The 23,630-nt window shown below is 36.7% G+C and carries 20 protein-coding genes, 1 tRNA gene and 4 pseudogenes; 16 read left to right on the top strand and 9 right to left on the bottom strand.

Going from position 1 to position 23,630, the window contains the following annotated elements; all coding sequences use genetic code 11:
- Nucleotides 1-172 precede the first annotated feature (172 nt).
- Nucleotides 173-248: transfer RNA gene (locus V5M36_RS10295), tRNA-Arg, on the top strand.
- Nucleotides 249-403: 155 nt separating this feature from the next.
- Nucleotides 404-571, top strand: a pseudogene (locus V5M36_RS10290) (Arm DNA-binding domain-containing protein); the annotation flags it as partial.
- 51 nt (nt 572-622) lie between these two features.
- Here V5M36_RS10290 and V5M36_RS10285 read toward each other — a convergent pair.
- Nucleotides 623-1,555 (bottom strand): annotated as a pseudogene (locus V5M36_RS10285) (IS5 family transposase).
- A 111-nt stretch (nt 1,556-1,666) separates the two neighbouring features.
- Here V5M36_RS10285 and V5M36_RS10280 point away from each other — a divergent pair.
- The 3 genes and pseudogenes from V5M36_RS10280 to V5M36_RS10270 all read left to right on the top strand — a co-directional run.
- Nucleotides 1,667-1,897: pseudogene (locus V5M36_RS10280) on the top strand (hypothetical protein); the annotation flags it as partial.
- 71 nt (nt 1,898-1,968) lie between these two features.
- Nucleotides 1,969-2,322, top strand: a pseudogene (locus V5M36_RS10275) (PAAR domain-containing protein); the annotation flags it as partial.
- A gap of 1,064 nt (nt 2,323-3,386) precedes the next feature.
- The gene (locus V5M36_RS10270; RefSeq protein ID WP_338558640.1) at nt 3,387-3,782 is read left to right on the top strand and encodes a hypothetical protein; all 396 of its coding nucleotides are present in this window, start codon (nt 3,387-3,389) and stop codon (nt 3,780-3,782) included.
- 84 nt (nt 3,783-3,866) lie between these two features.
- On the opposite strand, the gene V5M36_RS10265 is transcribed toward V5M36_RS10270, so the two are convergent.
- Nucleotides 3,867-4,337, bottom strand: coding sequence for a transposase family protein (locus tag V5M36_RS10265; RefSeq protein WP_338558638.1), 471 nt, complete (start codon nt 4,335-4,337; stop codon nt 3,867-3,869).
- A complete protein-coding gene (locus V5M36_RS10260) occupies nt 4,285-4,587 on the bottom strand; it encodes a helix-turn-helix domain-containing protein (RefSeq protein WP_338558635.1) in 303 nt (100 codons plus the stop codon). The genes V5M36_RS10265 and V5M36_RS10260 overlap by 53 nt, the downstream gene beginning before the upstream one ends.
- 464 nt (nt 4,588-5,051) lie before the next feature.
- Here V5M36_RS10260 and V5M36_RS10255 point away from each other — a divergent pair, with 464 nt between their 5' ends.
- Nucleotides 5,052-5,189, top strand: a complete 138-nt coding sequence (locus V5M36_RS10255; RefSeq protein ID WP_338564280.1) for a hypothetical protein — start codon at nt 5,052-5,054, stop codon at nt 5,187-5,189.
- A 615-nt stretch (nt 5,190-5,804) separates the two neighbouring features.
- Here the strand turns inward: V5M36_RS10255 and V5M36_RS10250 are convergent.
- Complete coding sequence (locus V5M36_RS10250) at nt 5,805-6,092, bottom strand: hypothetical protein (protein WP_338558632.1); 288 nt, start codon at nt 6,090-6,092, stop codon at nt 5,805-5,807.
- Between the two features lie 234 nt (nt 6,093-6,326).
- Complete coding sequence (locus V5M36_RS10245) at nt 6,327-7,028, bottom strand: 3'-5' exonuclease (RefSeq protein ID WP_338558630.1); 702 nt, start codon at nt 7,026-7,028, stop codon at nt 6,327-6,329.
- A 604-nt stretch (nt 7,029-7,632) separates the two neighbouring features.
- Between V5M36_RS10245 and V5M36_RS10240 the strand changes: the two genes are divergently transcribed.
- Nucleotides 7,633-8,103 (top strand): YaiI/YqxD family protein, encoded by a 471-nt coding sequence (locus V5M36_RS10240; RefSeq protein ID WP_338558628.1) that lies wholly within the window; start codon nt 7,633-7,635, stop codon nt 8,101-8,103.
- A 33-nt stretch (nt 8,104-8,136) separates the two neighbouring features.
- Nucleotides 8,137-9,027, top strand: coding sequence for a DMT family transporter (locus tag V5M36_RS10235; RefSeq protein WP_338558626.1), 891 nt, complete (start codon nt 8,137-8,139; stop codon nt 9,025-9,027).
- Between the two features lie 95 nt (nt 9,028-9,122).
- On the opposite strand, the gene V5M36_RS10230 is transcribed toward V5M36_RS10235, so the two are convergent.
- Entirely contained in the window at nt 9,123-9,686 is a 564-nt protein-coding gene (locus V5M36_RS10230; protein ID WP_338558623.1) for a PilZ domain-containing protein, read from the bottom strand.
- Nucleotides 9,687-9,709: 23 nt separating this feature from the next.
- Here V5M36_RS10230 and V5M36_RS10225 point away from each other — a divergent pair, with 23 nt between their 5' ends.
- From V5M36_RS10225 to V5M36_RS10215, 3 genes are all read left to right on the top strand, one after another.
- On the top strand, nt 9,710-10,945 hold the full coding sequence (locus V5M36_RS10225; protein WP_338558620.1) for a lipoprotein-releasing ABC transporter permease subunit: 1,236 nt from the start codon (nt 9,710-9,712) through the stop codon (nt 10,943-10,945).
- Nucleotides 10,938-11,615, top strand: a complete 678-nt coding sequence (gene lolD / locus V5M36_RS10220; protein ID WP_338558617.1) for a lipoprotein-releasing ABC transporter ATP-binding protein LolD — start codon at nt 10,938-10,940, stop codon at nt 11,613-11,615. Before V5M36_RS10225 ends, lolD begins: the two co-directional genes overlap by 8 nt.
- 87 nt (nt 11,616-11,702) lie before the next feature.
- Entirely contained in the window at nt 11,703-14,309 is a 2,607-nt protein-coding gene (locus tag V5M36_RS10215) for a DNA internalization-related competence protein ComEC/Rec2 (protein ID WP_338558614.1), read from the top strand.
- Here V5M36_RS10215 and V5M36_RS10210 read toward each other — a convergent pair.
- Complete coding sequence (locus V5M36_RS10210) at nt 14,292-15,242, bottom strand: lysophospholipid acyltransferase family protein (RefSeq protein WP_338558612.1); 951 nt, start codon at nt 15,240-15,242, stop codon at nt 14,292-14,294. The genes V5M36_RS10215 and V5M36_RS10210 overlap by 18 nt on opposite strands.
- Nucleotides 15,243-15,377: 135 nt before the next feature.
- On the opposite strand from V5M36_RS10210, the gene sppA reads away from it, so the two are divergent.
- Nucleotides 15,378-16,394 carry a signal peptide peptidase SppA gene (gene sppA, locus V5M36_RS10205; RefSeq protein ID WP_338558609.1) on the top strand — a complete coding sequence of 339 codons (1,017 nt, stop codon included), beginning with the start codon at nt 15,378-15,380 and terminating at the stop codon, nt 16,392-16,394.
- Nucleotides 16,391-17,188, top strand: coding sequence for an alpha/beta fold hydrolase (locus tag V5M36_RS10200; RefSeq protein ID WP_338558607.1), 798 nt, complete (start codon nt 16,391-16,393; stop codon nt 17,186-17,188). Before sppA ends, V5M36_RS10200 begins: the two co-directional genes overlap by 4 nt.
- 588 nt (nt 17,189-17,776) lie before the next feature.
- On the opposite strand, the gene purN is transcribed toward V5M36_RS10200, so the two are convergent.
- Both purN and purM read right to left on the bottom strand, forming a co-directional pair.
- A complete protein-coding gene (gene purN / locus V5M36_RS10195; protein WP_338558605.1) occupies nt 17,777-18,406 on the bottom strand; it encodes a phosphoribosylglycinamide formyltransferase in 630 nt (209 codons plus the stop codon).
- Nucleotides 18,407-18,413: 7 nt separating this feature from the next.
- Nucleotides 18,414-19,484 carry a phosphoribosylformylglycinamidine cyclo-ligase gene (gene purM / locus V5M36_RS10190; RefSeq protein ID WP_338558603.1) on the bottom strand — a complete coding sequence of 357 codons (1,071 nt, stop codon included), beginning with the start codon at nt 19,482-19,484 and terminating at the stop codon, nt 18,414-18,416.
- 134 nt (nt 19,485-19,618) lie between these two features.
- Here purM and cxpE point away from each other — a divergent pair, with 134 nt between their 5' ends.
- From cxpE to rbtA, 3 genes are all read left to right on the top strand, one after another.
- Nucleotides 19,619-20,830 (top strand): chloramphenicol efflux transporter CxpE, encoded by a 1,212-nt coding sequence (gene cxpE / locus V5M36_RS10185; RefSeq protein WP_338558601.1) that lies wholly within the window; start codon nt 19,619-19,621, stop codon nt 20,828-20,830.
- Nucleotides 20,831-20,854: 24 nt separating this feature from the next.
- Entirely contained in the window at nt 20,855-21,562 is a 708-nt protein-coding gene (hda, locus tag V5M36_RS10180; protein WP_338558599.1) for a DnaA regulatory inactivator Hda, read from the top strand.
- A 271-nt stretch (nt 21,563-21,833) separates the two neighbouring features.
- On the top strand, nt 21,834-23,630 hold the full coding sequence (gene rbtA / locus V5M36_RS10175) for a rhombotarget A (protein ID WP_338558597.1): 1,797 nt from the start codon (nt 21,834-21,836) through the stop codon (nt 23,628-23,630).

Raw genomic sequence — 23,630 nt, 5'->3', positions numbered from 1 at the left:
TTCTCAATTCATAAATAATTGTTCTATTGTGAGCGATAACGCCTAATAAACCAAGTTTAGCTCAGTAATTATGTCGTTCATTTTTAAGCCGCTGTACAAAGCATAGTCATAAAGTGGGAGAGTTATAGATTGTTGCTTTACCTTATTGTTTTTTTTGTTATGATGTCGACGCGCGCTCATAGCTCAACTGGATAGAGTACAGGTCTCCGAAGCCTGTGGCGTGGGTTCGAGTCCCGCTGAGCGCACCAAATTCAATTATCATAACTTCTCATAAACATTGATATATAATATTTCTAAGAAAAATAGATTCTCATCGTATCTCACCTTTTCTCATGTTTTACCGCAAAGATAACGGTATTTTATGCGGTATATGCCCAAAACCTAATTTGAATGTACCGTAAAAATGCCAAAATTCGTCGTAAGCCTTACAGACTCAAAGATTAGATCAGCTATTTCACAGCATAAAAAATCACCAGATAAGGCAGCAAAGTTGTCGGATGGTGTTGGTTTATACTTATTAATAGATAGAAAAGGCGGCACTTACTGGCGTTATGATTATGTGCGTCCAATGGCTTTGTTGCATAAACATTCAAAAGCTGAATTTTCCTCAAGCCATTCAAATTTAAGTGGCAACTTGGGTATGAGGGCGACCTAATTCTGTGAATTTATTCAAGACTGCTATGCGTGCATGGGTCTCATTCACCTGACTAGAAAAACTCCTTGCTGTTAATTTATCGCCTAATAATTTGATGCAATGCATCTTGGTTTCCACCAAACTTCGACGATGATAACCAGACCACTTTTTCCAAAGCGATCTTCCTAGCCGTTTGATCGTTTACAATAACTTGTTCCGCTCTATAGACCTCGTTTGCTGATCTTTCCAAGGCTTTGCATTTTTCCTGGGTGGAATGATCGGATGCGCATCTCGATCTAAAATGACTTGTCGGCAGTGCTTTGTATCATAAGCACCATCTGTATAAACAGAATCAATTTGCTCATCTAAGGGAATTTGAGTAAGTAAATCTTCGAGTACTTGTGAGTCGCTGACATTATTTTTGGTGATCTGTACAGCACGTATTTGAAGGGTTTTAGCATCTATAGCAATATGGAGCTACCGCCATTGGCGACGATATTCAGCCCCATGTTTCTTGCATTTCCATTCACCTTCACCTAGAACCTTCAAGCCAGTAGAATCTATGAGTAGATGAAGACCATCACTACTTTTTTGATAGCTAATCGCAATTTCAATATGTTTTTGTCTACGACAAAGCGTAGTGTAATCTGGAGCTATCCAATCTAATCCATAAAGTTTAATCAAGCTTAGAACAAAGCCTGTGACCATGCGTAAAGAGAGTCGGAATAGAGATTTGATCATTAAGCAGCATTAAATAGCTGTATCGGAGTAGGTTTGATTTCGACCTTGCTTGCCTTGTGATTGTGCATACCACTGGGTCTTTGGATCAAACCAAATGGAAATATTGCCTCGGTTGATTAAGGCTCGATTATAATATGACCAATTGGTTGTGCGGTAAATTTTAGGGGTAGGCTTATTCATTTTGAAATTATATTGCTGAATAAGCCTTCTATGCTAGGTTTGTGCAACAAAGCCGTTGCGAACTATTTTACCATTGAAGATAAACCTAAAACCAATCGATCAAATAACGCTTGTAAGATCAATGATAATGAAGCACGAGCAGTACAACGACTAATTTTGGATATGCATGGGCATTCTGAAATATTAGATGATTGGATGAGTGCGCTTGTGGATCGTTATTTTTATGGTCGGTCTTGGTCTCAAATGGTAAGGACTGATCGTATTCAAAATGAAGCACGCTCCGATGTTAGGTGTGGACTGGCTGCTTTGCATAGTCGATATGGTTTTATATGTTATAGATAATTCGTAATTCTTGATTATTTTGTTATATTAATATTATTAAATATTAATAAACTTATTAGAAGAATGAAATTATGGCTACTCCATACATAACTATAGGATGTCCAACGACAGGTGGCGGAAAAGTATTATCTGGAGATAGTAGCTTTCTAGTTCAAGGTATACCTGCAGCTTGTGTAGGTGATAAGGCAAGCTGTCCAAAACACAACACCGTTGCAACTATTGTAACTGGTGATCCTTATATGCAGATCAATGGAAAAGCAGTAGCAAGGGTGAACGATATGCTGTCCTGTGGGTGTAAGTTACTACCACAGCAAAATCTAGTGGTGGGTGCCACTGGACTTAGTTCAGGTTCGTCAGCACCAGTCAGCACATTGTCTTCTAATCTTAATTCAAATTTTGTGGATAGTAATAAACAATATGATTTAGCGCTTGATAAAATAACAATCGAAAATAATCATTTTTCACCTTTCGGATTGCCAAATGTGTCAGGAGAATTATCTGCTGAAAAAATAAAAATTATTTTAAAGGTAAAAAAAGGTAACTTTGATAGAGTATCAGTAGAGGTCGCAAGTAATATTGGATCTCAAATGATTTCAGACCAAAATGGGTCTTTTGCTGCAGGCTCAAAAATTGAATTGGAATGGGATGGTTTTATCAATGATATATATGATTCATCACAGTTTATAACTAAAGGTGCGATTAAACTAAATATTAAGGGTTACGCATCAGGTCAGGAAGAGTCTAGTCTATCTGAAGACATCGATCTTAAGTATTCGAAAGTTAAATGGATTGATACTAAAATTAATAAAAAGAATAAAGAAGTAGATTATACGATAAGAATTTCTTTGTCAGATGGCGGTGAAGAGGGTTTACAAAATAGCCCTCAAGTTCCTGCTTACATAGTTTCTAATTATGGACATTCACCTATAGCTACAAGGACTGTCAGCTTTGCAGATCTAAAAAAATTTGCTGAATCCGGTATGAAAAAATACTGGGGTAGGAACAATTCTAGATTAGTTGGTACTGATATAGATTTAAACGGAGATAAATATCAAGTCAATGTTCAAGTTTTAGATACCCAATCTGATGCCTTACCAGACATGAAATTGATATATGTAACCAATAAATCGCCTGGACGTTCTAGAAATTGGGAGCTCTCAAGAATTACTTATTACAATATTGGGTACTTAAAATATTCAACTCAATGGGCTTATCTAGACCAAATCAATGCTGATGCCTCTTTTGAAGAAACAATTTCTCATGAAATAGGTCATGAAATACTGAAATATGGCGGGGGGTCTGGATATTCTAAAACACACAAAGGATCTTCAACAATTTTACAAAATGTTAAAAAAGGTACTTCTTATCCTATGGTTGGTGAAATTGACATTATGAAGTATGTAGAAAATAATCAAACAACTAATTTCTACGATAGAGTAGTTGCTAGTGAAGAAGATGTGAAGAGTTTAATCTGGATAGGAGGTCTTAAATGACGAAGTTTGTTGTAATTGCATCATTGGCTTTTTTAGCTGTAGGTTGTTCAGCAAAAACCATTTATTTAGCTCCAGCGATTAGCGGTCAGTTATTGGATGAAAAAACTAATCAACCCATAGTGAATAAAGGAAATATATTTACTATGATAAAAGAAGATGGATCAAATGTAGCTAAGACAGATAATAATGGACGCTTTTACGTTGAGGCGATTGAATCAAAACCTTTAGCTGAATCGATTTATAAATCTAGACCAACTTTAGTAACGTTTAATGTTGAAGGTTATAAAATGAAAAGAATAAATTATAATGGTTATGAGTTAACACCTAAGACTAATTCCCGAGAAGTAAAAACTACAGTAGATCTAGATAAGGTTTACTTAGAGAAAAAGTAAGAATTATTTACGCTATTCGTCAATATATTGGTGAGTTGGCGGTAAGTAGATGTTTTAAGATTATGCATAGATCTCTTTCATAAGTCACTTTTTACTCAATTCCATGTTGTAAAATCCAGCAATTAAATTGAATCGTAAACCGAGTCTTTTTCCTCTATTTCGGTAACGTTCAGCAAGTATTTTAAAATACTTCAGCGCACCAAAAACATGTTCAACAACGATTCTTATTTTATTGACTTCTCGATTGTATTTTTTAAGCTCAGGATCTAATGTACAACCTTTTTTTGCTTTCAACGGAAGTAGACTGTTTGCATAAATATTATAAATGCCCTGATAGCCTTTATCCGCTAATACAAATGAATGCTTAGGAATTAAATTTAAGTTTCTTTTGAATAACTCAAAATCATGTACTGCACCTTTACACATACATACACTGAGTATTTCTCGTGTTTTAGCATGAATAATCGCTTGTACTTTAAACGTATGCGTCTTTTTCTTGCCGCTATAGCTTTTCTTCTGTTTTTTTAGGCCTTTGAATGGGTATTTCTGTTGCATCGATGATGAAAACATTCCAATCACTGCCTTCACCTTCAGGCAAATTTTTCGGTATATTAAAAAGATTAGACTGGATTAAGCAGCCTTCAACATGCCGAACAATTCTTGAAGCTGTCGGCTCTGAAACACCATAACTGTTCGCAACATGAAATAAGGTTCGATATTCACGCCAATAGCTCAGACTCAAAAGGACTTGATCTTCTAAGCTTAATTTAGCGGGGCTACCCGTAGTCGGTAAATGCTTTTTCAATTGCTCAACCATTAAATAAAAAGTTGAGTATGAGATGCCTGTATAACGCTTAAACTGCGGGTCAGAAAGCTTTTTGAGTCGATATATTTCATACTGAAATTATGCATCAATTTCAAAAAGTTAAGAGTACATATAATCACCAAAAAGTTGACTGTTTTTTGAGTTATGAAAGTGGTCTATTGCCTTAAAAATATATAGTTTTTGCCAAGTTCTAAATATTAAAATTAAATTAGCTAGTCCAGCCTATAAAAATATAGTGAAAAACTCATATAGAACCTTTATGTATTTTATTTCTAAGCTTTTATGGTTCTTACATTTTGTAAAATAAATAGAATTAAGAAACTTACAGAGTTGCAACGATATAACTTCAAAAGCTAAAAGAATATAAATTAATACTTCGATAAATTTAGATGATTAATCGTTTTGAAAAAAATGACCAATATAATTTAAATGGAGTAAATATCATGAGTCAGAAAGAACAACAATCAAATCCACAGAAAGAATCAAATGAAGATAAAGGAGAAAAAGATTCTAATCATCATACTGAGCCTCAGAAGAAACCGAATGAAGCACCTGAAAACCCAATAAAAGAGCTAAAATAAGACTTTAAAACAGTCTTAATTTTATTAAAAAATCGTGCTTTAAATTTTAAGTAAGATTAAGTGTACTATGTATTTGAGTATTTGAGTATTTGAGTATTTGAGTATTTGAGTATTTGAGTATTTGAGTATTTGAGTATTTGAGTATTTGAGTATTTGAGTATTTGAGTATTTGAGTATTTGAGTATTTGAGTATTTGAGTATTTGAGTATTTGAGTATTTGAGTATTTGTAGTGGAGGGTAATGATTAATGAACTACTTTTTATTCGAGAAATTTAATTCTAAACGATGTCGAATTGCTGCAAAAAATATAAGTGTTTTGATAAAATAAGCAGGGCTAATTATCCTCTCCTTTTTAAGGAGTTACAATTCAATATTTATATAGAGAATGTTTTGAAATGTATTCAGGCTTGAATAAATTTAAAATCATCTTTATATTCATATTTACAGTAGGTCTCTAAATGAAGATGCTACTTTGAAGTTGGACGGATCAATGACAGCTTATTGCGTTTCTTCTTAAGATCAAGTGTTCTTTAGATCAAACAAGAAATCAGCACTAGCCATCCAACATAAAAGCTCGCAGAAATGCGAGCTTTTTTAATGTGTCTTTAAAATCAATTAACCTTTTATTTCCAGCTCATTAAGAACTGTAGCAAAAAGATGGTAGAGCGCTTGACGATCTGAATTGGCATTCTTGATATCTTGTTTCTCGACACGAACAAAACGGTGTGGCTGTTTCGAATCTACGACTTGGACGTGTAGTTTAGAAATAGGGTCTTCTTTAATGAATAGTTGGTGTTTAGGATTAATACCGTTAAGCGCTTTAACATTGCTTTCAAAATTTGCATGAATATTAGTGAGGAAAAGGGCAGTATGATTTTGTTTTTTAGCTATAAATTTGGTCATTTTTTTTATCCAATAAACTGAGTTTAAGCGCTTACACCATAACTTAAATTTCATCTATGCATCTTTAATTTTTGTATCTAAATTAATCTATCTGAATAAATCTAGATAAGCTCATTCCTTGATCATTTTTTTTGATAAAAAATCAGCATTGAAGTGATGATTCAATACTGATTTTTATATAATTCACTTATAAAACCTACTTATAAAATATAAAGTTCTAAATCATCGATAGAATTAGAGCGTTTTTATTTTACTATTTTCTAGAGCTTTTTTGAGATATGGATCGAGTTCATCTTGTCGAAGTAGCCATGAAACATAGTCACTTGGTAGATCCTCAATAGCCGTTCCTTTATGTTTACCAAAATTAATGGTTCTCGGAATGCGTGCATCTTCAGAAAGTTTAAAAAGATCTTCAATACTTTGTACATTGAGCTTGTAAATGATATGCATCAAAATGTTGGCTGTTAAAATAATATCAGCATCTGCTCGATGCGCACCTTTGAGCATTTCGCGGGCTTTTTCACTCCCGTTACTGATCATATAAATGAGAGCAGAAATATTATGAGCTTCAGCATTTGGCCAAACGACGCGAGCCAGTGCCAATGTACAAATTGCTTTAATATGACTCGTATTTACTCCGCAGGTTTGTATCGCACGTATATCATAATCAATATTATGACCAATAATATAAGTCGTATCTTGCGGCAGGGTAAATGTACTGTAATCAGGTTGATCCACTAAATCAGATTCTAAAATATGGTGTACAGCCATCGCAGCAAAAGAAAGTTTTTCATCCCCAATGCTATACAGCTGATCAAACATTTGTTCGCGATTCAGGCTTAATTTACCTGCTTCAATTTGAATAGGCGCATAAGCAATCTCGATGGGTAGTCCATTTAAGGTATGAGTTTCAGTATCGAGAATTATAGCTTGCATGAACTATTCCAACATTACGGCGAATTTTAATAAATTTAACATTTTCAAAAGCTGCATTACAGCTCAAATATTCATATTCTTAAATTTTCATGACATTTGCTAAAATAAAAGCTGTTTAATGCTACTTAATGAGCTCTATAAACTATTCTATTCAATTTTGTGAATGTGTTTAGATTAAATATACGATTCAAAATCCCTGTCGGGCGAGATTAGCCTAAGCAGGTGTTGAAACATTAGTTATTAATGATGGATCGAGTCTATACAGAGATCTATTCATAAAAGTATTTCTATTTGAACTCATGAGGCTTAAAGATTGAATAGAAATCGGTAGGTTCTTTCAGAAGTCATTTTTACTCGATAACCATTCAATCGGTACTCACTCATCCTAAGCGTCTTCTAAAGGGAGAAGGCACTTCCAAATATCTATTTATTAACGTTCAATGATTTTTTGATTGAGTGAAGACGTCTATTGTTTCTAATAAATGATTTTGAAGATGAGTTGAATTAAAACCCTCATCCAAGAATATATCGAAGGCAAAATATCACACGTTGTTCTATGAGAATTTGCTAAAATGAAGTTAAATAATCGACTACTGAGATTAAATTGTTACCATTTCAACTTTGGATAGATGCAGATGCATTGCCAAAAATTCTACGTGAAGTCATTTTAAGAGCATCTGACCGTTATCAATTAGAAGTCACTTTTGTGGCAAACCAAAATGTTGGAATTACGCCCTCCGTTCGAATTAAATCAATTCAAGTCATGCAGGGTGCTGATCAAGCGGATAAAGAAATTATCGCTCGCATGAAAGAGCATGACATTGTAATGACACAAGACATACCTTTAGCTGCTGAAGTGATTGAAAAGGGTGGTGTTGCGATTAATCCGCGCGGCGAAATTTGGACGATTTCCAATATTAAAGCACGCTTACATTTACGTGATTTCATGGATACTTTACGTGGAGCTGGCGTTCAAACAGGTGGGCCAGCACCTATATCTGAGCGAGATAAGCGGGAGTTTTCCAGTGCTTTAGATCAAACAATTCTGAAGCAAAAACGTAAAACTGCATTGTAATTACAATAATCATTCTTTCATTCAGAGCACTTCATGCATTCTAAAAGCAATATTGTCGTTACTTATGCCTTATTGATATTTATCTGGGCAACTACGCCTTTGGCAATTGTTTGGAGTGTGAGTGATCTTTATCCTTTATGGGCTTTGGCTTTTCGATTTTTTTTAGCATTGCCTTTGGCTTTTGTATTGTTATGGGTGTTTAAAGCTAAGCTGCCGATGAACGCTTTGGCCATACACAGTTATATTGCTGGAGCATCTAGTTTTATTGGCTCGCAATTTTTTACCTATCTCGCTACAGATTATGTAAGTTCAGGCATTCTTGCTTTAATGTTTGGTTTAGCGCCAATCATGGCGGGTTTGATAGGCCATTTTGTTTTTAAATTAAATTTATATCGACTGCAATGGCTCGGTATGTTTGTCGCGTTATGTGGTTTAGCGATCATTTGTTTGGGCGGAAATGATCAGCATGTTCAGCCGATGGGCATTTTCTTAATGTTGATTAGTGTATTGGTCTATTGTGCTTCAATTTTTTGGATTAAAAAAGTCAACGCACCACTTGAACCACTCTCACAAGCAACGGGTTCTATTTTAATATCAAGCATGTTTGCAATGTGCATGTTGCCATTTATTTGGCAGCATGCACCAAGTCATATTCCCAATACTCAAGCTTTAATCGGCTTGTTTTACTCCGTTATTATGGCGTCATTATTGGCGATGTTTTGCTATTTTAAATTGGTAAAAAGTATCAAAGCAACGACATTGTCTTTAACTACGGTCATGACACCACTCATTGCTCTTTTAATTGGTGCATTTCTGAATGATGAAAAGTTGACGACCATGGTTTTTGTCGGCTCATCGGTATTATTATTGGGTTTATTGACGTATTTTTATAAAGATTTACGTGCAACATTTAAAGCAAATTAAAAAAGTGAATTAAATCATCATGCCTAGATTTTTTTTATTGATGTGTGATGAGTGTTTCAATAGAAAACTAATCTGAATAAATTGATTGAACTGATTTATTCAGATAAATGATTGATTGCTTGTGTCAGTTTGACTCGATCCTGAGGATGTAAGGTGATGAAATAAGCGCCAGTACGATATCGACCATCAGGTTCTTTTTCACTGTACACCACATGTGCAGTAACGGCGATATGAAAGTAATTTTCAGGATGACTCAGTGAAAGGTGGATATAAGAATTAACAGGGATCTCTTGATCGGTATAAAAGCTTAAACCTGTCTCAGATAAGTTCACTTGATCTGGGATTGGTAACATGGTTTGTACAATAGAATCGTAAAGAGAACCCGTAATAAGGTTTAATTTTTGGTTAAATAAGGATAAGATTCGAGCAATTTGTTGATCTTTTTGATTTAATTGTTCTAATTCGTATGTAAGCGCATGATCAAATTGATCTAATTCTGCAAGTAAGAGAAAATAGCGTGGTAATACAAAATTTGAATCGTACGGATCATTGAGTGCGACTTCTTCAGAGATAATCTGATAATTTATTCTTAATGCAGCATCAATACGAGACATGACGCGTCTTTCATTATCGCCACTTTGATGCTGTAGAGTTTCCATTAAAACACCTCGGACTAGATGGTATGTTTAAACCGATCTCGCTGTATATAGGGTTGAGATACACTCGCGCACGGCGTAGTAATCACTTTATTTCTTTTATTGCTTTAGTATCCATGATCGGTTTGACTTTAGGAGTCGCTGTTCTTATTACAGTTTTATCTGTGATGAATGGTTTCGATCGCGAGCTGAAAAATCGTGTCTTGGGTATGATACCCCAAGCGACTGTTTCATCGACACAAATTTTAACAGACTGGCCTGAGCTTGCCAAGAAAATAGATCAGCACGAACATGTGGTTGGTGTTGCTCCTTTTACACAATTACAAGGCATGCTCACCGCACAGGGACAAGTCGCAGGTATTATGGTTTCAGGTATTGAACCAGAATACGAAAAAAATGTATCCATTATTCAAGATCATATGGTTCAAGGCGATATTGGCTCGCTGAAAAAAGGTGAGTTTGGGATTGTCTTAGGTAAGCAAATGACTGATGCATTGGGTCTGAGTCTGAATGACAATGTCACATTGGTCTTACCTGAAGCAACACCTTCACCTGCAGGCGTTGTGCCACGCTTTAAGCGATTTAAAATTGTGGGGATTTTCAGTATTGGTGCTGAAGTTGACTCGATGATGGGTTATATCGCACTGAATGATGCTTCAACGCTGCTTCGTTTACCTGATGGTGCTCAAGGTATTCGTATGAAACTTGACGATATTTTTAAAGCGCCTCAAGTGGCTGATGAAGTGGTGAGTGAATTACCTGGTAATTTCTATGCGTCAAACTGGACCTATACCCATGGGAACTTATTCAGTGCGATCCAAATGGAAAAAGCTATGGTGAGCTTACTACTTTTCCTCATTATTTTGGTCGCTGCATTCAATATTGTGTCATCACTGGTGATGGTTGTGACCGATAAAAAATCTGATATTGCAATTTTACGTACGCTGGGCGCTTCACCAACGACGATTACCAAAATATTTATGGTTCAAGGCACTGTAATTGGTGTTGTTGGAACACTTGCAGGTGCGGTATTGGGGATTATCTTTGCTACAAGCATTAGCAGTTTCATGGGCTGGCTGAATACGACCCTAGGACTTAATTTGTTTGATGCGTACTTTATCAACTACTTACCTTCTCATTTAAAATGGCAAGATGTACTTACGATTGTCAGCTTATCATTAATATTGAGTTTCTTGGCAACGATTTATCCAGCATTTCGAGCTGCAAAAATTCAACCTGCGGAGGCACTTCGTTATGAGTAATGTCGTGTTAGAAGCGAAGAATATTAATAAGCATTTTACCGATGGCAAAACAACAGTAGAAGTCATTAAAGGTTTGGATTTACAAGTTGAGCAAGGTGAATTTGTTTCGATTGTTGGTTCGAGCGGTTCAGGTAAAAGTACGCTACTACATGTATTGGGTGGTTTAGATCGCCCAACAGAAGGTATGGTATTTTTAAATGGTCAGCGCTTTGATACTTTAGGTGAAGCGGAGCGTGGTTTTTTGCGCAATGAGCATCTAGGTTTTGTATATCAGTTTCATCATTTGTTGCCAGAGTTTTCTGCATTAGAAAATATTGCGATGCCCTTGATGTTGCGCAAAGAAGCGACTTTTAAACAAGCCAAAGAGCGGGCAGAGTATCTGCTACAACGCGTTGGCCTTTCGCATCGTATGACGCATAAACCTGGTGAGCTATCGGGTGGTGAGCGTCAACGTGTTGCGTTGGCAAGAGCGTTGGCTGCGCAACCAAAACTGATGATGGCTGATGAACCGACAGGTAATTTAGACCGAAAAACAGCAGTGACGATATTTGAGTTGTTGTCTGATTTACGTTCTGAATTTAACATGGCCATGTTGATCGTTACACATGATGAACAGTTGGCTCAATCAGCAGATCGTATTCTCCATATGCAGGATGGTATCTGGGTTTAAAGCTTAAATAAATTCCGATCGATAACCTTGTTAAAGCTCATTTAAATGGGCTTTAATTGTTTCTAAATAAGAATAATAAGTTTAATTATGAATATGATAGTCCTGATGTTGGGATGGATTGTGGGTATTTCAACAATGGGATATGTGTTGAATTCAAGTTTTTTGAATTTTGCAACATGGTGTTGGTTATTCAGTATTCTCAGTTTAATTTTATCTTTTAGTTATTTTCAATGTATTCAACATTATTCCTTAAAAACGATTCGTTGTTTTTTATTGGGCTTGAGTGCTTTTTATCTCGGACAATTTTTTGCCCAAACCGCATTAAATGAACGGCTTCAGATGCGAGTAAATGATGCATCTGAAATATCGTATATTGTATATATCGATAAAATTGATGAAAGCGCTTATGTGAGTCGGCCAGATCGAATTAAACAGCGTGCGACAATATTGTCAGAAAATGGACATCATTTCGATTTAATGCTCTATGCAAAAACCAGCAAAACTACAGTGAATGGGCGCTTCAAGAGGGATGATTCTAGGGACGATTCTAGTGATAAATTTAAGTTTGATGGGTCGAGCGCAATTCAGAACGCTGAACATGCATTATCGATATCTGAGAACGCTGGTGATGATCCAGGGCGTCTAAAGACAACTCAACATAACCCATTTCAACTCGGACATTATTATCATATTCAAGGAGAGCTTAAGCCTTCGCATAGCTATGCTGTTGCTGGTGTATTCGATATCGAAAAGTGGTTACTGCAACAAAATATCATGGGTACAGTCAATATTCGTAGCATTCAGCCTTTAGCAGTTGCTGAAGTAGAAAGCTTTGGATTCAATAAGCATATCCGTGATCAGAAAAGCTTAATTGCCCAATTTAAATTATATACAGAGAAACAACGCTTAGAATTTAGAAATCTTTTCCTGGATAAATCGTTGACCAATAAGGGATTGGTACTTGCATTATTGACTGGGGATGAAAGCTTATTGTCAGATGCTGTACAGAACCAATTTAAAACTTTAGGTATATCTCATTTATTGGCTATATCAGGACCACATGTACTGATTTTTGCAGTGATTTTATGTTTTATTCTCAATGCACTGATAACTCGACTAAGACCTCAAATATTTTTAAGTATTCCACGACCTTATTTATGGGTTATTCCTTTTTTTTGCTGCGTGTTTTTATACACCGCTTTTGTGGGTTTTGAAATTCCTGCATTAAGAACACTGCTCACAGTGACGATTTTAAGTGTCGTGGTTCTATTTAAACAGCAAGTTCATGCCTTAAAACTTTTGTTATGCAGCGCCAGTATTTTATTACTCTTTGATCCTTTTAGTATTTTATCAGCGGCTTTTTGGCTGTCCTATGGTGCATGTTTTATTCTGATTCGTGTCTATCAAACACTCACAAAAAAGACCGAGGATATTGCATTCGATCAGCCTGCTCACAATAATCACTCCCGTATAATCATCTGGGCACGGATGTTATTTGACTCGCAATGGAAAGTGTTTATTGCTCTTTTTCCATTGGTTGCCATTATTTTTCAGCAGATTTCATGGATTTCTCCATGGGTGAATTTACTCGCTATTCCTTTGATTGGCGTAGTTATTGTTCCTTTAGAGGTTGTGGGGGCGATAAGCTATTTTATCGCTGAACCTTTAGCTCTATTATTTTTCCATCTTGCTGATTATGCAATTAGCTTACTTTTAGGCTGCCTAAATTTATTCGAAAAGATATTCAATCCACAACTATCATGGTTAGCACTGACGCCTTTGATCATCGTTTTAATGGCTTTAGGCATTTTTATCTTATTTTTACCTCGTGGTGTTGTACCTAAATATTGGGCTGCCTTTTGTATATTACCGCTCTTATTTCCGATTAAAAACAATCTGAGCTTTAATTTGACAATATTGGATGTTGGACAAGGGCAGGCGATCTTTGTTCAGAATGATCAGAAAAATATTTTGATCGATACCGGAGGTAGTTTTGATGAAGCTAAATTTAGTATTGGTCGGCAAGTTGTTTTGCCCTATTTATTTAACCGAGGCGTAGCTTCAATTGATCGACTTTATTTGACTCATTTAGATCAAGATCATGCAGGCGCATTTGATTCAATTCAGCAAGCTATGAAAATTAAAACAGTCTATTCGAATGAGATTGATGCGAGATTTAATGCTAAAAATTTTGAGTACTGTTATGCGGGTCAAATATGGAATATGCCAGATGTTAAGCTTGAAGTGCTAATGCCGACTCAGGAGCAATTACTCAATGTGAGTCAAAATCGTAATGAGCTCTCTTGCGTCATCTATATACAAGTCTTTAATGCAGGCCAATATAAAAACTTTTTACTGATGGGGGATGCGGGTTGGCAAACAGAATATGAACTTTTGAAAATGTATCCCGACCTCAATGTTGATGTGTTGGTTTTAGGACATCATGGTAGTCAACATAGTTCATCTTATGCCTTTTTAAAACATTTAAAGCCTAAATTAGCGGTTATATCCGCGGGATTTGGGAATCAATATAACCATCCTCACCCTATAGTTATCAATCGTCTTCAACAACTATCTATTCCGCATCTGAATACAATTCAGCATGGAAGTATAAAATTTCAAATCGATCAAAAGAATGAAATGGATTTTGAAGTCTATCGTAAGAAAAGACAATGGTTAGATCGTGGTGATTAATGCAGCGTTTTTTACTTTGCTGATTTCAGCTAAGGCTTCTTCTTGAGGGATATTATAAATATTATGCAATTGAGGATGCGCTCTAAATCGCTTATAGCTCCAATGCGCATGTTCTGGGTAACGTTTAATTAAGTTTTCAATAGCGTGATGGATGACCAAGGTTCCGTCAGCGGGTGAACCTAGATAAATTGACTCATCTATTGGTTCAATAAAAATATTAAAATCTTCTGTTTCGTTACGGATGGCATAGACCAATAACGCTTTGGCTTTGGTTTTTTGAATTAATTTGGCACTTAAATTACTTGAAAATAAGGGTAAGCCGAAATAGTTGATTTGGTCACTGGGATGTTTGGGCGTGTGGTCAGGTAAGATAACCGTAGTACCACCAGACTTGAGTGCTTTAAAGATTTGTCGAATACCCGATTCATCTGTCGGTACTAGCGTGGCTTGTTCACGACTACGTGCAGCACGAACAAATTGATCTGCTTCGATATTTTTAATCGGTTTATACATAATGGTCATTTCAGTATATTGAGCAAACCAAGCATTCATGACTTCCCAAGTACCAAAATGCGGTGCCAGCAGAATGATACCCTTCTTTTCTGCGATCGCTTCATGGAAATAATGTGCGCCCTCTACATGTTTGATCCGAGCAATATTTTGATCGTTTGCACTGCCCCAAATACTAAAAAACTCCATATAAGATTGAAGTTCATTGCGTACCGCAGCTCGAACCAATTGATCTTTTTGATCCAAAGGAATTTCTGGTAAGCAAATATCGATATTTAAGGAGATCGTTTTAACGGTTTTGGTTATTCTTAGAGCGTTAATAATAGCTGCAAGAGAGCGAGCAAAAAAACGAGAGAAACGAATAGGTCGACGGCTAAAAAAGTTAAGTAATCGAGTTGTTGTTGAATGTTGAGGTTCAGGCATCGGAATTCAAAATCTTTATCAGGTTCAAAGTATATTGCGATTTGGCAATATTATATGTTAAATGTTTTAGATTAGACAGTTTAACGTCATTCCCTGTATATAATGACCCCTTAAAAATTATTTTGGATGGTATGCATGTCCGATTGGCCACCTCAACCGAAAAATGAAAACACGAGCCCTAATCATCAGCCTTCTGGTAAAGAATGGCAGATTTTAGAAAAAGCGGTACTTGCTTCGGTTGAAGAGCAACGTAGAGCAAGACGCTGGGGCATATTTTTTAAATTCTTAACCTTTGCTTATATTTTATTTATTCTTCTGTTGATGATGAAAGGATGTCAAACAGCATCTACTGATAGCTCAGCAACAGCAGGCTCACATTTGGCTATTGTTGATATCGTCGGCACGATTGCCTCTGATTCACAGAGTGTAAATAGCGCTGATACGGTAAAATCGCTGAAAAAAGCATTTGAGAACAAATCAAGTAAAGCCGTGGTATTGAATATCAATTCACCAGGCGGTTCACCTGTACAATCTGATGAAATTTGGCAAGAAATACAATACTTGAAAAGTGTTCACAAAGATAAAAAGTTATATGCTGTAATTGGTGATACAGGGGCTTCAGGTGCTTATTATATTGCGTCAGCTGCAGATGAAATCATTGTTAATCCATCAAGCTTGGTCGGATCAATTGGTGTGATCATGCCGAATTATGGTGTGAATGGTTTAATGCAGAAGCTCGGTGTTGAAGACCGCACGATGACTTCTGGTGATAATAAAGCATTATTATCAATGACTCAGCCCGTTGATGTTGCTCAAAAAGCGCATGTTCAAAACGTATTAGATAATGTTCATAAACACTTTATTGATGCGGTTAAAAAAGGACGTGGTACTAAGCTAAAATCTCAAGATCCAGCTATATTTTCTGGTCTTTTCTGGACGGGTGATCAGGCTGTGGCACTCGGTATTGCTGACCGTATCGGTAGCTTAAATACATTGAAACGTGAACTAAAAACTGATAAAACAGTGAATTACACGATCCAGTACAGTCCTTTTGATTCTGTTTTGAATCGAATGGGTAGCAGTGTTGGTCAAGGTATCGCATCCGCTATTTCACAACAAATCCAAACCGAGCAAACGACAAAAATTCAATGAAACCACTGATTCATTTTGCACACGCCAATGGCGTGCCGTCGCAGGTTTATCAAAAGCTTTTTGATTCTCTTGCTGACGTATACGACATTATTTATGTTCCATTGATTGGCAATGATCAGCGCTATCCTGTCGATAATCATTGGAACAGTATGACGAACCAAGTCATTGACAGTATTGTGCAAAAAGCTCAGGGACGTAAAGTGATTGGTTTGGGACATTCCTTAGGTGCAGTATTAACCTTTCAAGCTGCACTGGATCGTCCTGAGCTGTTTGAGCAAATGATCATGCTCGATCCGCCTCTGATCATGGGGCATGATTCATTTGCTATGCATATTGCAAAAACTTTGCGTTTGAAGGCCATTGATACTATGTCGCCTGCGGCTTTGTCCCTACGTCGTCGTGATCATTGGGAGAGTCGTGAACAAGCGGCTGAATTACTCCGTCCAAAAGGTTTTTATCAAGAATTTGATCAGCAGTGTTTTGATGATTATATTCAGTTCGCCTTAAGTGACGATCATGTACGGGGTGGGGTCGAGTTGACGATCCCCAAAATGATTGAAGTAGAGATTTTTAGAACCAATCCTTCTTTGTGGTGGTTATCTCAAGCAAAACCAAAAGTGCCGATGCATTTGTTAGTAGCGTCGAAAGGTCCTTTTTTAGCGCGTAAATATCCACAGCAAGTTAAAAAGAAATTTGGTATTCCTTTCACTGTTGTTGAGGGAGGGCATATGTTTCCTTTGGAACGTCCGTCAGAAATTGCAGCGTTAATTAAAAAACTGCTTCAGTCTTTATAACGTTATTTATTAGCGACGTTTGGTTTTAGAAATTAAGCGTCGTTGATGGATACGTGCTCACTTAAAAAGTAAATTATTCTGATTTTTGCTTTGATCGGTTATTTTTATCACCATAAAGCTTTCTTATCATGTCTTGAACAAAATAAAAATATTCCTTATTTAGGATCAAATCACTATTCAATAATAATCTCAATTTTCCTTGAAAAATAATTCAATCGTTTATTCGATTTATTGACTTTGTTTTTTGATGCGGTTTTTGATGTTGTTTGTGACATTAACGACATTCAACTTTTTTCAAAAAATGATCATTGAATGGCAATAAATTGATAGGTAAAAATTTCTTCTTCCTTTGGGGTGAGATTAGGATGAGGGAATACTCATAATGAATGTTGTGTGAGTAATGAACTATAAAAGAAATCTATTCTAAATTTTTACTTTTATTCATTGTGATTAATATTGTCGTTTGAAATCTCTGAGTTGTATTCATTTTTAATCTTGAAGAATATCCATTTATAAAATTAATGACGAAAATGATTTAATTGAGAATTAAAAAACGCCTCAGTAGAGACGTTTTTTAATGAATAAGATTTAGAACTTACAAAATTGAATCGGTTCATTCATGGTTTTTTTGCGAAATAATACACCTTGTGGCGTATGTTGAATCGTACCATTACAGATCCATTCCACAGCCTGAGGATAGATCAGATGCTCAAGTTCATGCACACGATTTGCGAGTGAGTCGACAGTATCGTCTGCTTTTACCTTTAGTACGGCTTGTGTCAAAGCTTGACCAGCATCCAGTTCAGCAGTGACGTAATGCACTGTACAACCATGTAATACATCACCGGTATTCAGTACACGTTGATGCGTATGCATGCCCTTATAATAGGGTAAAAGTGAAGGGTGGATATTCACCATTTTCCCTTGCCAAGCTTCTACAAATCGAGCACTTAAAATACGCATAAAACCAGCAAGAACCACCAAATCAACATTCCAATCTAGCAATTTTTGATGCATAACATCATCAAATGCTTCACGGCTTGGATATTGTTTGTGCTCAATCACAGCGGTTTCAATACCCGCAGTTTTTGCACGTTGTAAGGCGTAGGCTTCAGGCTTATTTGAAATAACCCCGACAATTTGCCCTGATAGATTTGCATCAATCAAGGCTTGAAGGTTAGATCCACTGCCCGAAACGAGAACAGCAATTTTAATCATGGGAGACTTAAGCGAAAATCACACGGATTTTTTCATCAGCACCCGCTACAGATTCAGCATTGTCTTGGATATGACCCATATTCCATGCTTTTTCACCAAGATTTGTTAATTGCTCAACAGTCTTGTCTGCATCAGCTGCATCAACCACGATCACCATGCCAACACCACAGTTAAATGTACGATACATTTCGAACTGTTCAACACCACCTTCGCGTTGAAGGAGTTTGAATAATTCAGGCCATTCCCATGACGCTTCATTGACAACAGCTTGTGCGCCGTTTGGAAGTACGCGTGGTAAGTTGCCTGGAAGACCACCACCCGTGATATGTGCCATTGCATGAACGTCAACATGTTTGAGCAATTCAAGAATAGGTTTTACATAAATACGAGTCGGTTCCATTGCAACATCTGCAAGTGAACGACCATCAATGATTTGATTCAAATCAACATTTTTTACATCTAATACTTTACGAAGTAAAGAGTAACCGTTTGAGTGTGCACCTGAAGAGGCAACACCAATCAAAACGTCACCAGCTTTAACTTTGGTACCATCAATAATTTTGCTTTGCTCAACGACACCGACACAGAAACCTGCAAGATCGTAGTCTTCGCCTTCATACATGCCAGGCATTTCAGCAGTTTCACCGCCAACCAATGCACAACCCGCAAGTTCACAACCCGCACCAATTCCCGTAACAACATTTGCAGCAACATCTACATTGAGATGACCTGTTGCATAATAATCAAGGAAGAATAAAGGTTCAGCGCCACATACCAAAAGATCGTTTACACACATTGCAACCAAGTCTTGGCCAATCGTGTCATGACGATTCAAATTAAGGGCTAAACGTAATTTTGTACCTACACCATCCGTGCCAGATACGAGAACAGGCTCTTCATAACCTTTAGGAATTTTACAAAGAGCGCCGAAGCCGCCTAAACCGCCCATCACTTCAGGACGAGAAGTACGCTTAGCAACTGATTTGATTCGATCGACTAATAAGTCGCCCGCTTCAATGTCGACACCTGCATCTTTATAGCTTAAACCAGTATTTGGGGTAGAAGTTGAGTTGCTCATAATGAAGTCTCCGCATTCGCGCGGCGATTATACCTGAATATACGAAACTCATATGTTATTTATGCACTAAAATGCTATCTTTATCGAAATATTTTTATTTCAATAACCAATCATTTATAAAAAGGCGATGCTGCATGCAAGATCGTACATTAAAACGGATTTTTATTGTTGCTGGGATTGCGCTTGTTCTTTGGGTTTTGTACCTTTTGAAACCAGTCGTCATTCCTTTTGTAGGTGCATTTTTAATTGCCTATTTGTTCAGTCCATTGGTGAATAAATTACACAAATTTGGATTGCCTCGTTGGCTGTCTATCACGATGGTTTTTTTAGGGATTGGTGTCATCGTCACGTTGGCATTTTGGTATTTAGTGCCGTTGGTATGGCAACAATTGATGTATGCCAAATCAAGTATTCCTGCAGGCATACATTGGCTCAATTACACATTCTTACCGTGGTTGTCTCAGACATTTAATCTGGTGCCTATGGAAATAGACACTGATCAATTGTCTAAAGCCGTCATGGATTATGTCCAAACGAATTACAGTGCGGATAGCATTCAAGCTATGGCATTAAAGTTAGCTCAATCGGGTCTCAACTTTATTCAAATTGGCGGTACAGTAGTATTAATTCCAATTATTGCGTTCTATTTTTTACTCGACTGGAAACGCATGTTGGATAGTTTACGTCGACTCATCCCTCGTCCATATGAACAAAGTACTTTACAAATTGTTGGCGAATGTCACAGCGTATTGGGTGCATTTGTCAAAGGTCAGTTTTTGGTGATGGTATTGCTGGGGATTGTGTATGCCGTTGGTTTACAATTGATCGGGCTAGAAGTGGGATTAATTATTGGGATGATCGCAGGATTGGCCAGCATTATTCCTTATTTAGGATTTGCTGTAGGGATCATCGCAGCTGTTATAGCAACATTCTTTCAGTTTGGCTTAGATTGGATGCAACTGGCACTGGTCTTAGTCGTGTTTATGATTGGCCAAGCGATTGAAGGCTATGTCTTACAACCTTTCTTATTGGGTGATAAAATTGGACTTTCTCCAGTCGCTGTGGTGTTTGCTGTATTGGCAGGGGCACAATTGGCAGGTTTTCTCGGAATGTTGATTGCATTGCCTGTTGCAGCAGTGATTGTGGTATTGCTCAAACATCTACGAGATAGCTATGAAAAAAGTCAGCTCTATGCTGTGCCAAATGTCGTTGTTGAACAAGTCGGAGCAAGTGAAATTAGTATCCAATCTGATCAATTTGATATTGATGTTGAAATTAAAGATTCTTCTATAAATAATCAGCAAGCATCTGAAAAATCGAGTAAGATTGACCTTGAAGATCATTAAGAATTTTAAGGAATCAAAGCTTATATGCGTCAATTGCAACTTGATATAGAACCTCAACTGGATGCCAGAATCAGTGATTTTTCTGGGCCGGGTTGGGGACCTGTTATCGATGCAGTGAGGCAATTACATGCAGGTTTGGTAAATCGGTTTTATTTATATGGCGGTGCGGGAACAGGTAAAAGTCATCTACTCACCGCCATTTGTGATTCCTTTTTAGAAGTCGGAAAATCTGCAATTAAGGTTTCATTACTCGAGTTACTCGATGCCCCCATTGAAGCGATTACTTCATTGGAGCGCTATGATCTTGTAGCTTTGGATGATATTGAGGCGATTAGCGGCGTTCCACATTGGCAGAAAGCAGTATTTCATTTAATCAATAATAATAATGATGGTGGCGGGCAATTGGTCTTCTCATCAAGATTCGCACCGATAGAATTAAAGTTAGAGTTACCAGATCTACAGTCGCGACTGACTCAGGCTGTGAGTGTTAAAGTGCCGAGTGGTCAGTCTTATGCAGATAGACAATCATTGCTTTACTCTGTTTTAGAACGAAAGGGGGTTCATTTTGACCCACAAATCACTGAATACTTACTGATGAATGGTCCGACACAGACCAGTACTTTGTTACGATCTTTAGATCAATTAGAAAAAATGTTACAAGGTGAAAAAGTTAAATTATCCAATTCAACCATCAAGCAAATTTATGCATTGATTGATCAATATCAACGTTGATCATTTGAAATAAAAATACCCTTGTGACTGATAAAAAGAATTTTTGTTGAATATAAGAAGTTTTTAATCTCTTAAAATCACTCATTCAGCAGCTTTTATAATGTTGATCACATATTTGATATAAAATGAAGCGTCATTCTAAAATATATTCGGTTACTAAAAGATATTGAGTAAAAGAATAAATTGTGACAAAGTACGCAAAATGGACAAATAGCAAAACAAAAGTACTGTAGGCTATAAAAAAATAAAGAATAAAATCAGGGAGATAAAAATGCTTAATAAAAGCATAGGTATGTTAATGTTTTTTTTGGCAAGTCACGCATTTGGTGCTGATATTGTTGTCACAACCACTGAAGATGCTGTTAAAGCTGATGATCAGTGTTCTTTACGTGAAGCGATTGAATATATTAACAAAGGTCGTCCTGAATCAGGTTTGAATGGCTGTGGAGGAAAAGATGCTTCTCAAACCATTATATTGAGTAATAAAGAATATCGTCTTAACAGTCAGCTCTCAATTTCAAAAAGCTTAAACATCAGAACCCAGTATCAAGCAGATCTTAACGATAATGTTTTTGGTCGTAATAATGCTGTTTTAAAAATGATCGGGAATGATCGAATTCTTTATATCGAGCGAAGTGCACCAACGACTTCCGATGAAAAAGATCAACAGGTTATCGTTTCTATTAATGAAGTTACTTTGATGGGCTGTGATGCAGCGCGTTGTAAAGATCAAGGCGGATTAATTTATAACAAAGAATTACTTAATTTACAGTTTTCTCAGTTATTAAATGGTAAGGCTAGACAAGGTGGCGCAATTTATGATGCTGGTAGTTATGCTGCAGATAAAGCACCCACAAGCAGCGTGAATATTGAAAATACAATCATGAAAGGCAATCAGGCTGAACAAGGTGCAGTCATTTATAGTGAATCGCCACGTTATAAAGTTTTTTATTCAGTGGTCAGAGACAATTCAGCATCAACAAACAACGGATCATTGTTCTATGCACGTGATGCATATAGTGAGGCAGTTTTAAAAAATTTAGCTGATGCGTATACAAGTGAAATTTCAAATTCAACTATTTTTAATAATAATGCTCACATCGTCCGAGTGATGGATGGCACCAAAATTAATAACATCACGATGATTTTAAATAATAAAGGCTTAATTTTTGATGCGCCTTTTGGGAAAGCAGTCGTAGCAAATAGTATATTGGCAAAGAATGGCGATGAAGATTGTAAGATTGTTGCAGGCAATTCATCTGAGAAATTAACCAATAATTTATATTCTGTGGGTTGTGCTGGCATCAAGTCGCAAAGTTTGGGAACGATCAATTTAATTGCGTCTGAAACAGCAGAAGGCAAATGTGATATTTCTTCTAATGGCATTCTTTGTCCATTTAAACTATATGACAATATAGCTTTAGGTTATTTCAGACCACGCCTTTTAGTTACTGATAAAAGTTTATCTGATTCTCTAATTGTGAATAACGGTCCCACCCCGAACAGTAACTTAACCCAATGTGAAGTTCGTGATCAAAGAAATCAGCAGCGCGAAACAAATTCTGAATTGTGTGATCGTGGTGCGATTGAACTTATTGTGCAGAAAATGAGTAGTAACTTAATTGGCTCTGACATTTTATTTGGTGGAACTGCCAAAATGAGTATTGCTGATCTATTGTTAGACGGTGAGCTAATAACACCAGATCAGTGTCAAACTCTTTTGGGGAATGAGCCAAATGGTAAAACATGGCAGCCAGGGTGCATGAAAATTGTTCAGACCAATACGCCTAGTAAGGGTAGAACCACTTTAAATCAGGATGGTGATGTGACTTACATACCAGATGGAAATTGGGATGGCTCAGATCAATTTAATCTTCTAGTCGTGACATCAACAACGCGTTTTAGTGATTCAGTCAATCCATATATTGAGATTAAGACCAACATCGTACAAAGACCACCTAATGATTTTAAAAACGATAAAGTTAAAACATCAGGCGGAAGCGTTGGATTTGGAATGCTGAGTGTGTTGTTAGGAATAATCGGTTTGCGTCGATTCAGAAAAAAATAG

It is taken from the genome of Acinetobacter sp. KS-LM10 (genome assembly GCF_036896575.1).
In the GTDB taxonomy this organism is placed as follows: Bacteria; Pseudomonadota; Gammaproteobacteria; order Pseudomonadales; family Moraxellaceae; genus Acinetobacter; species Acinetobacter avistercoris.
This window is presented reverse-complemented; position numbering and strand designations above follow the sequence as displayed.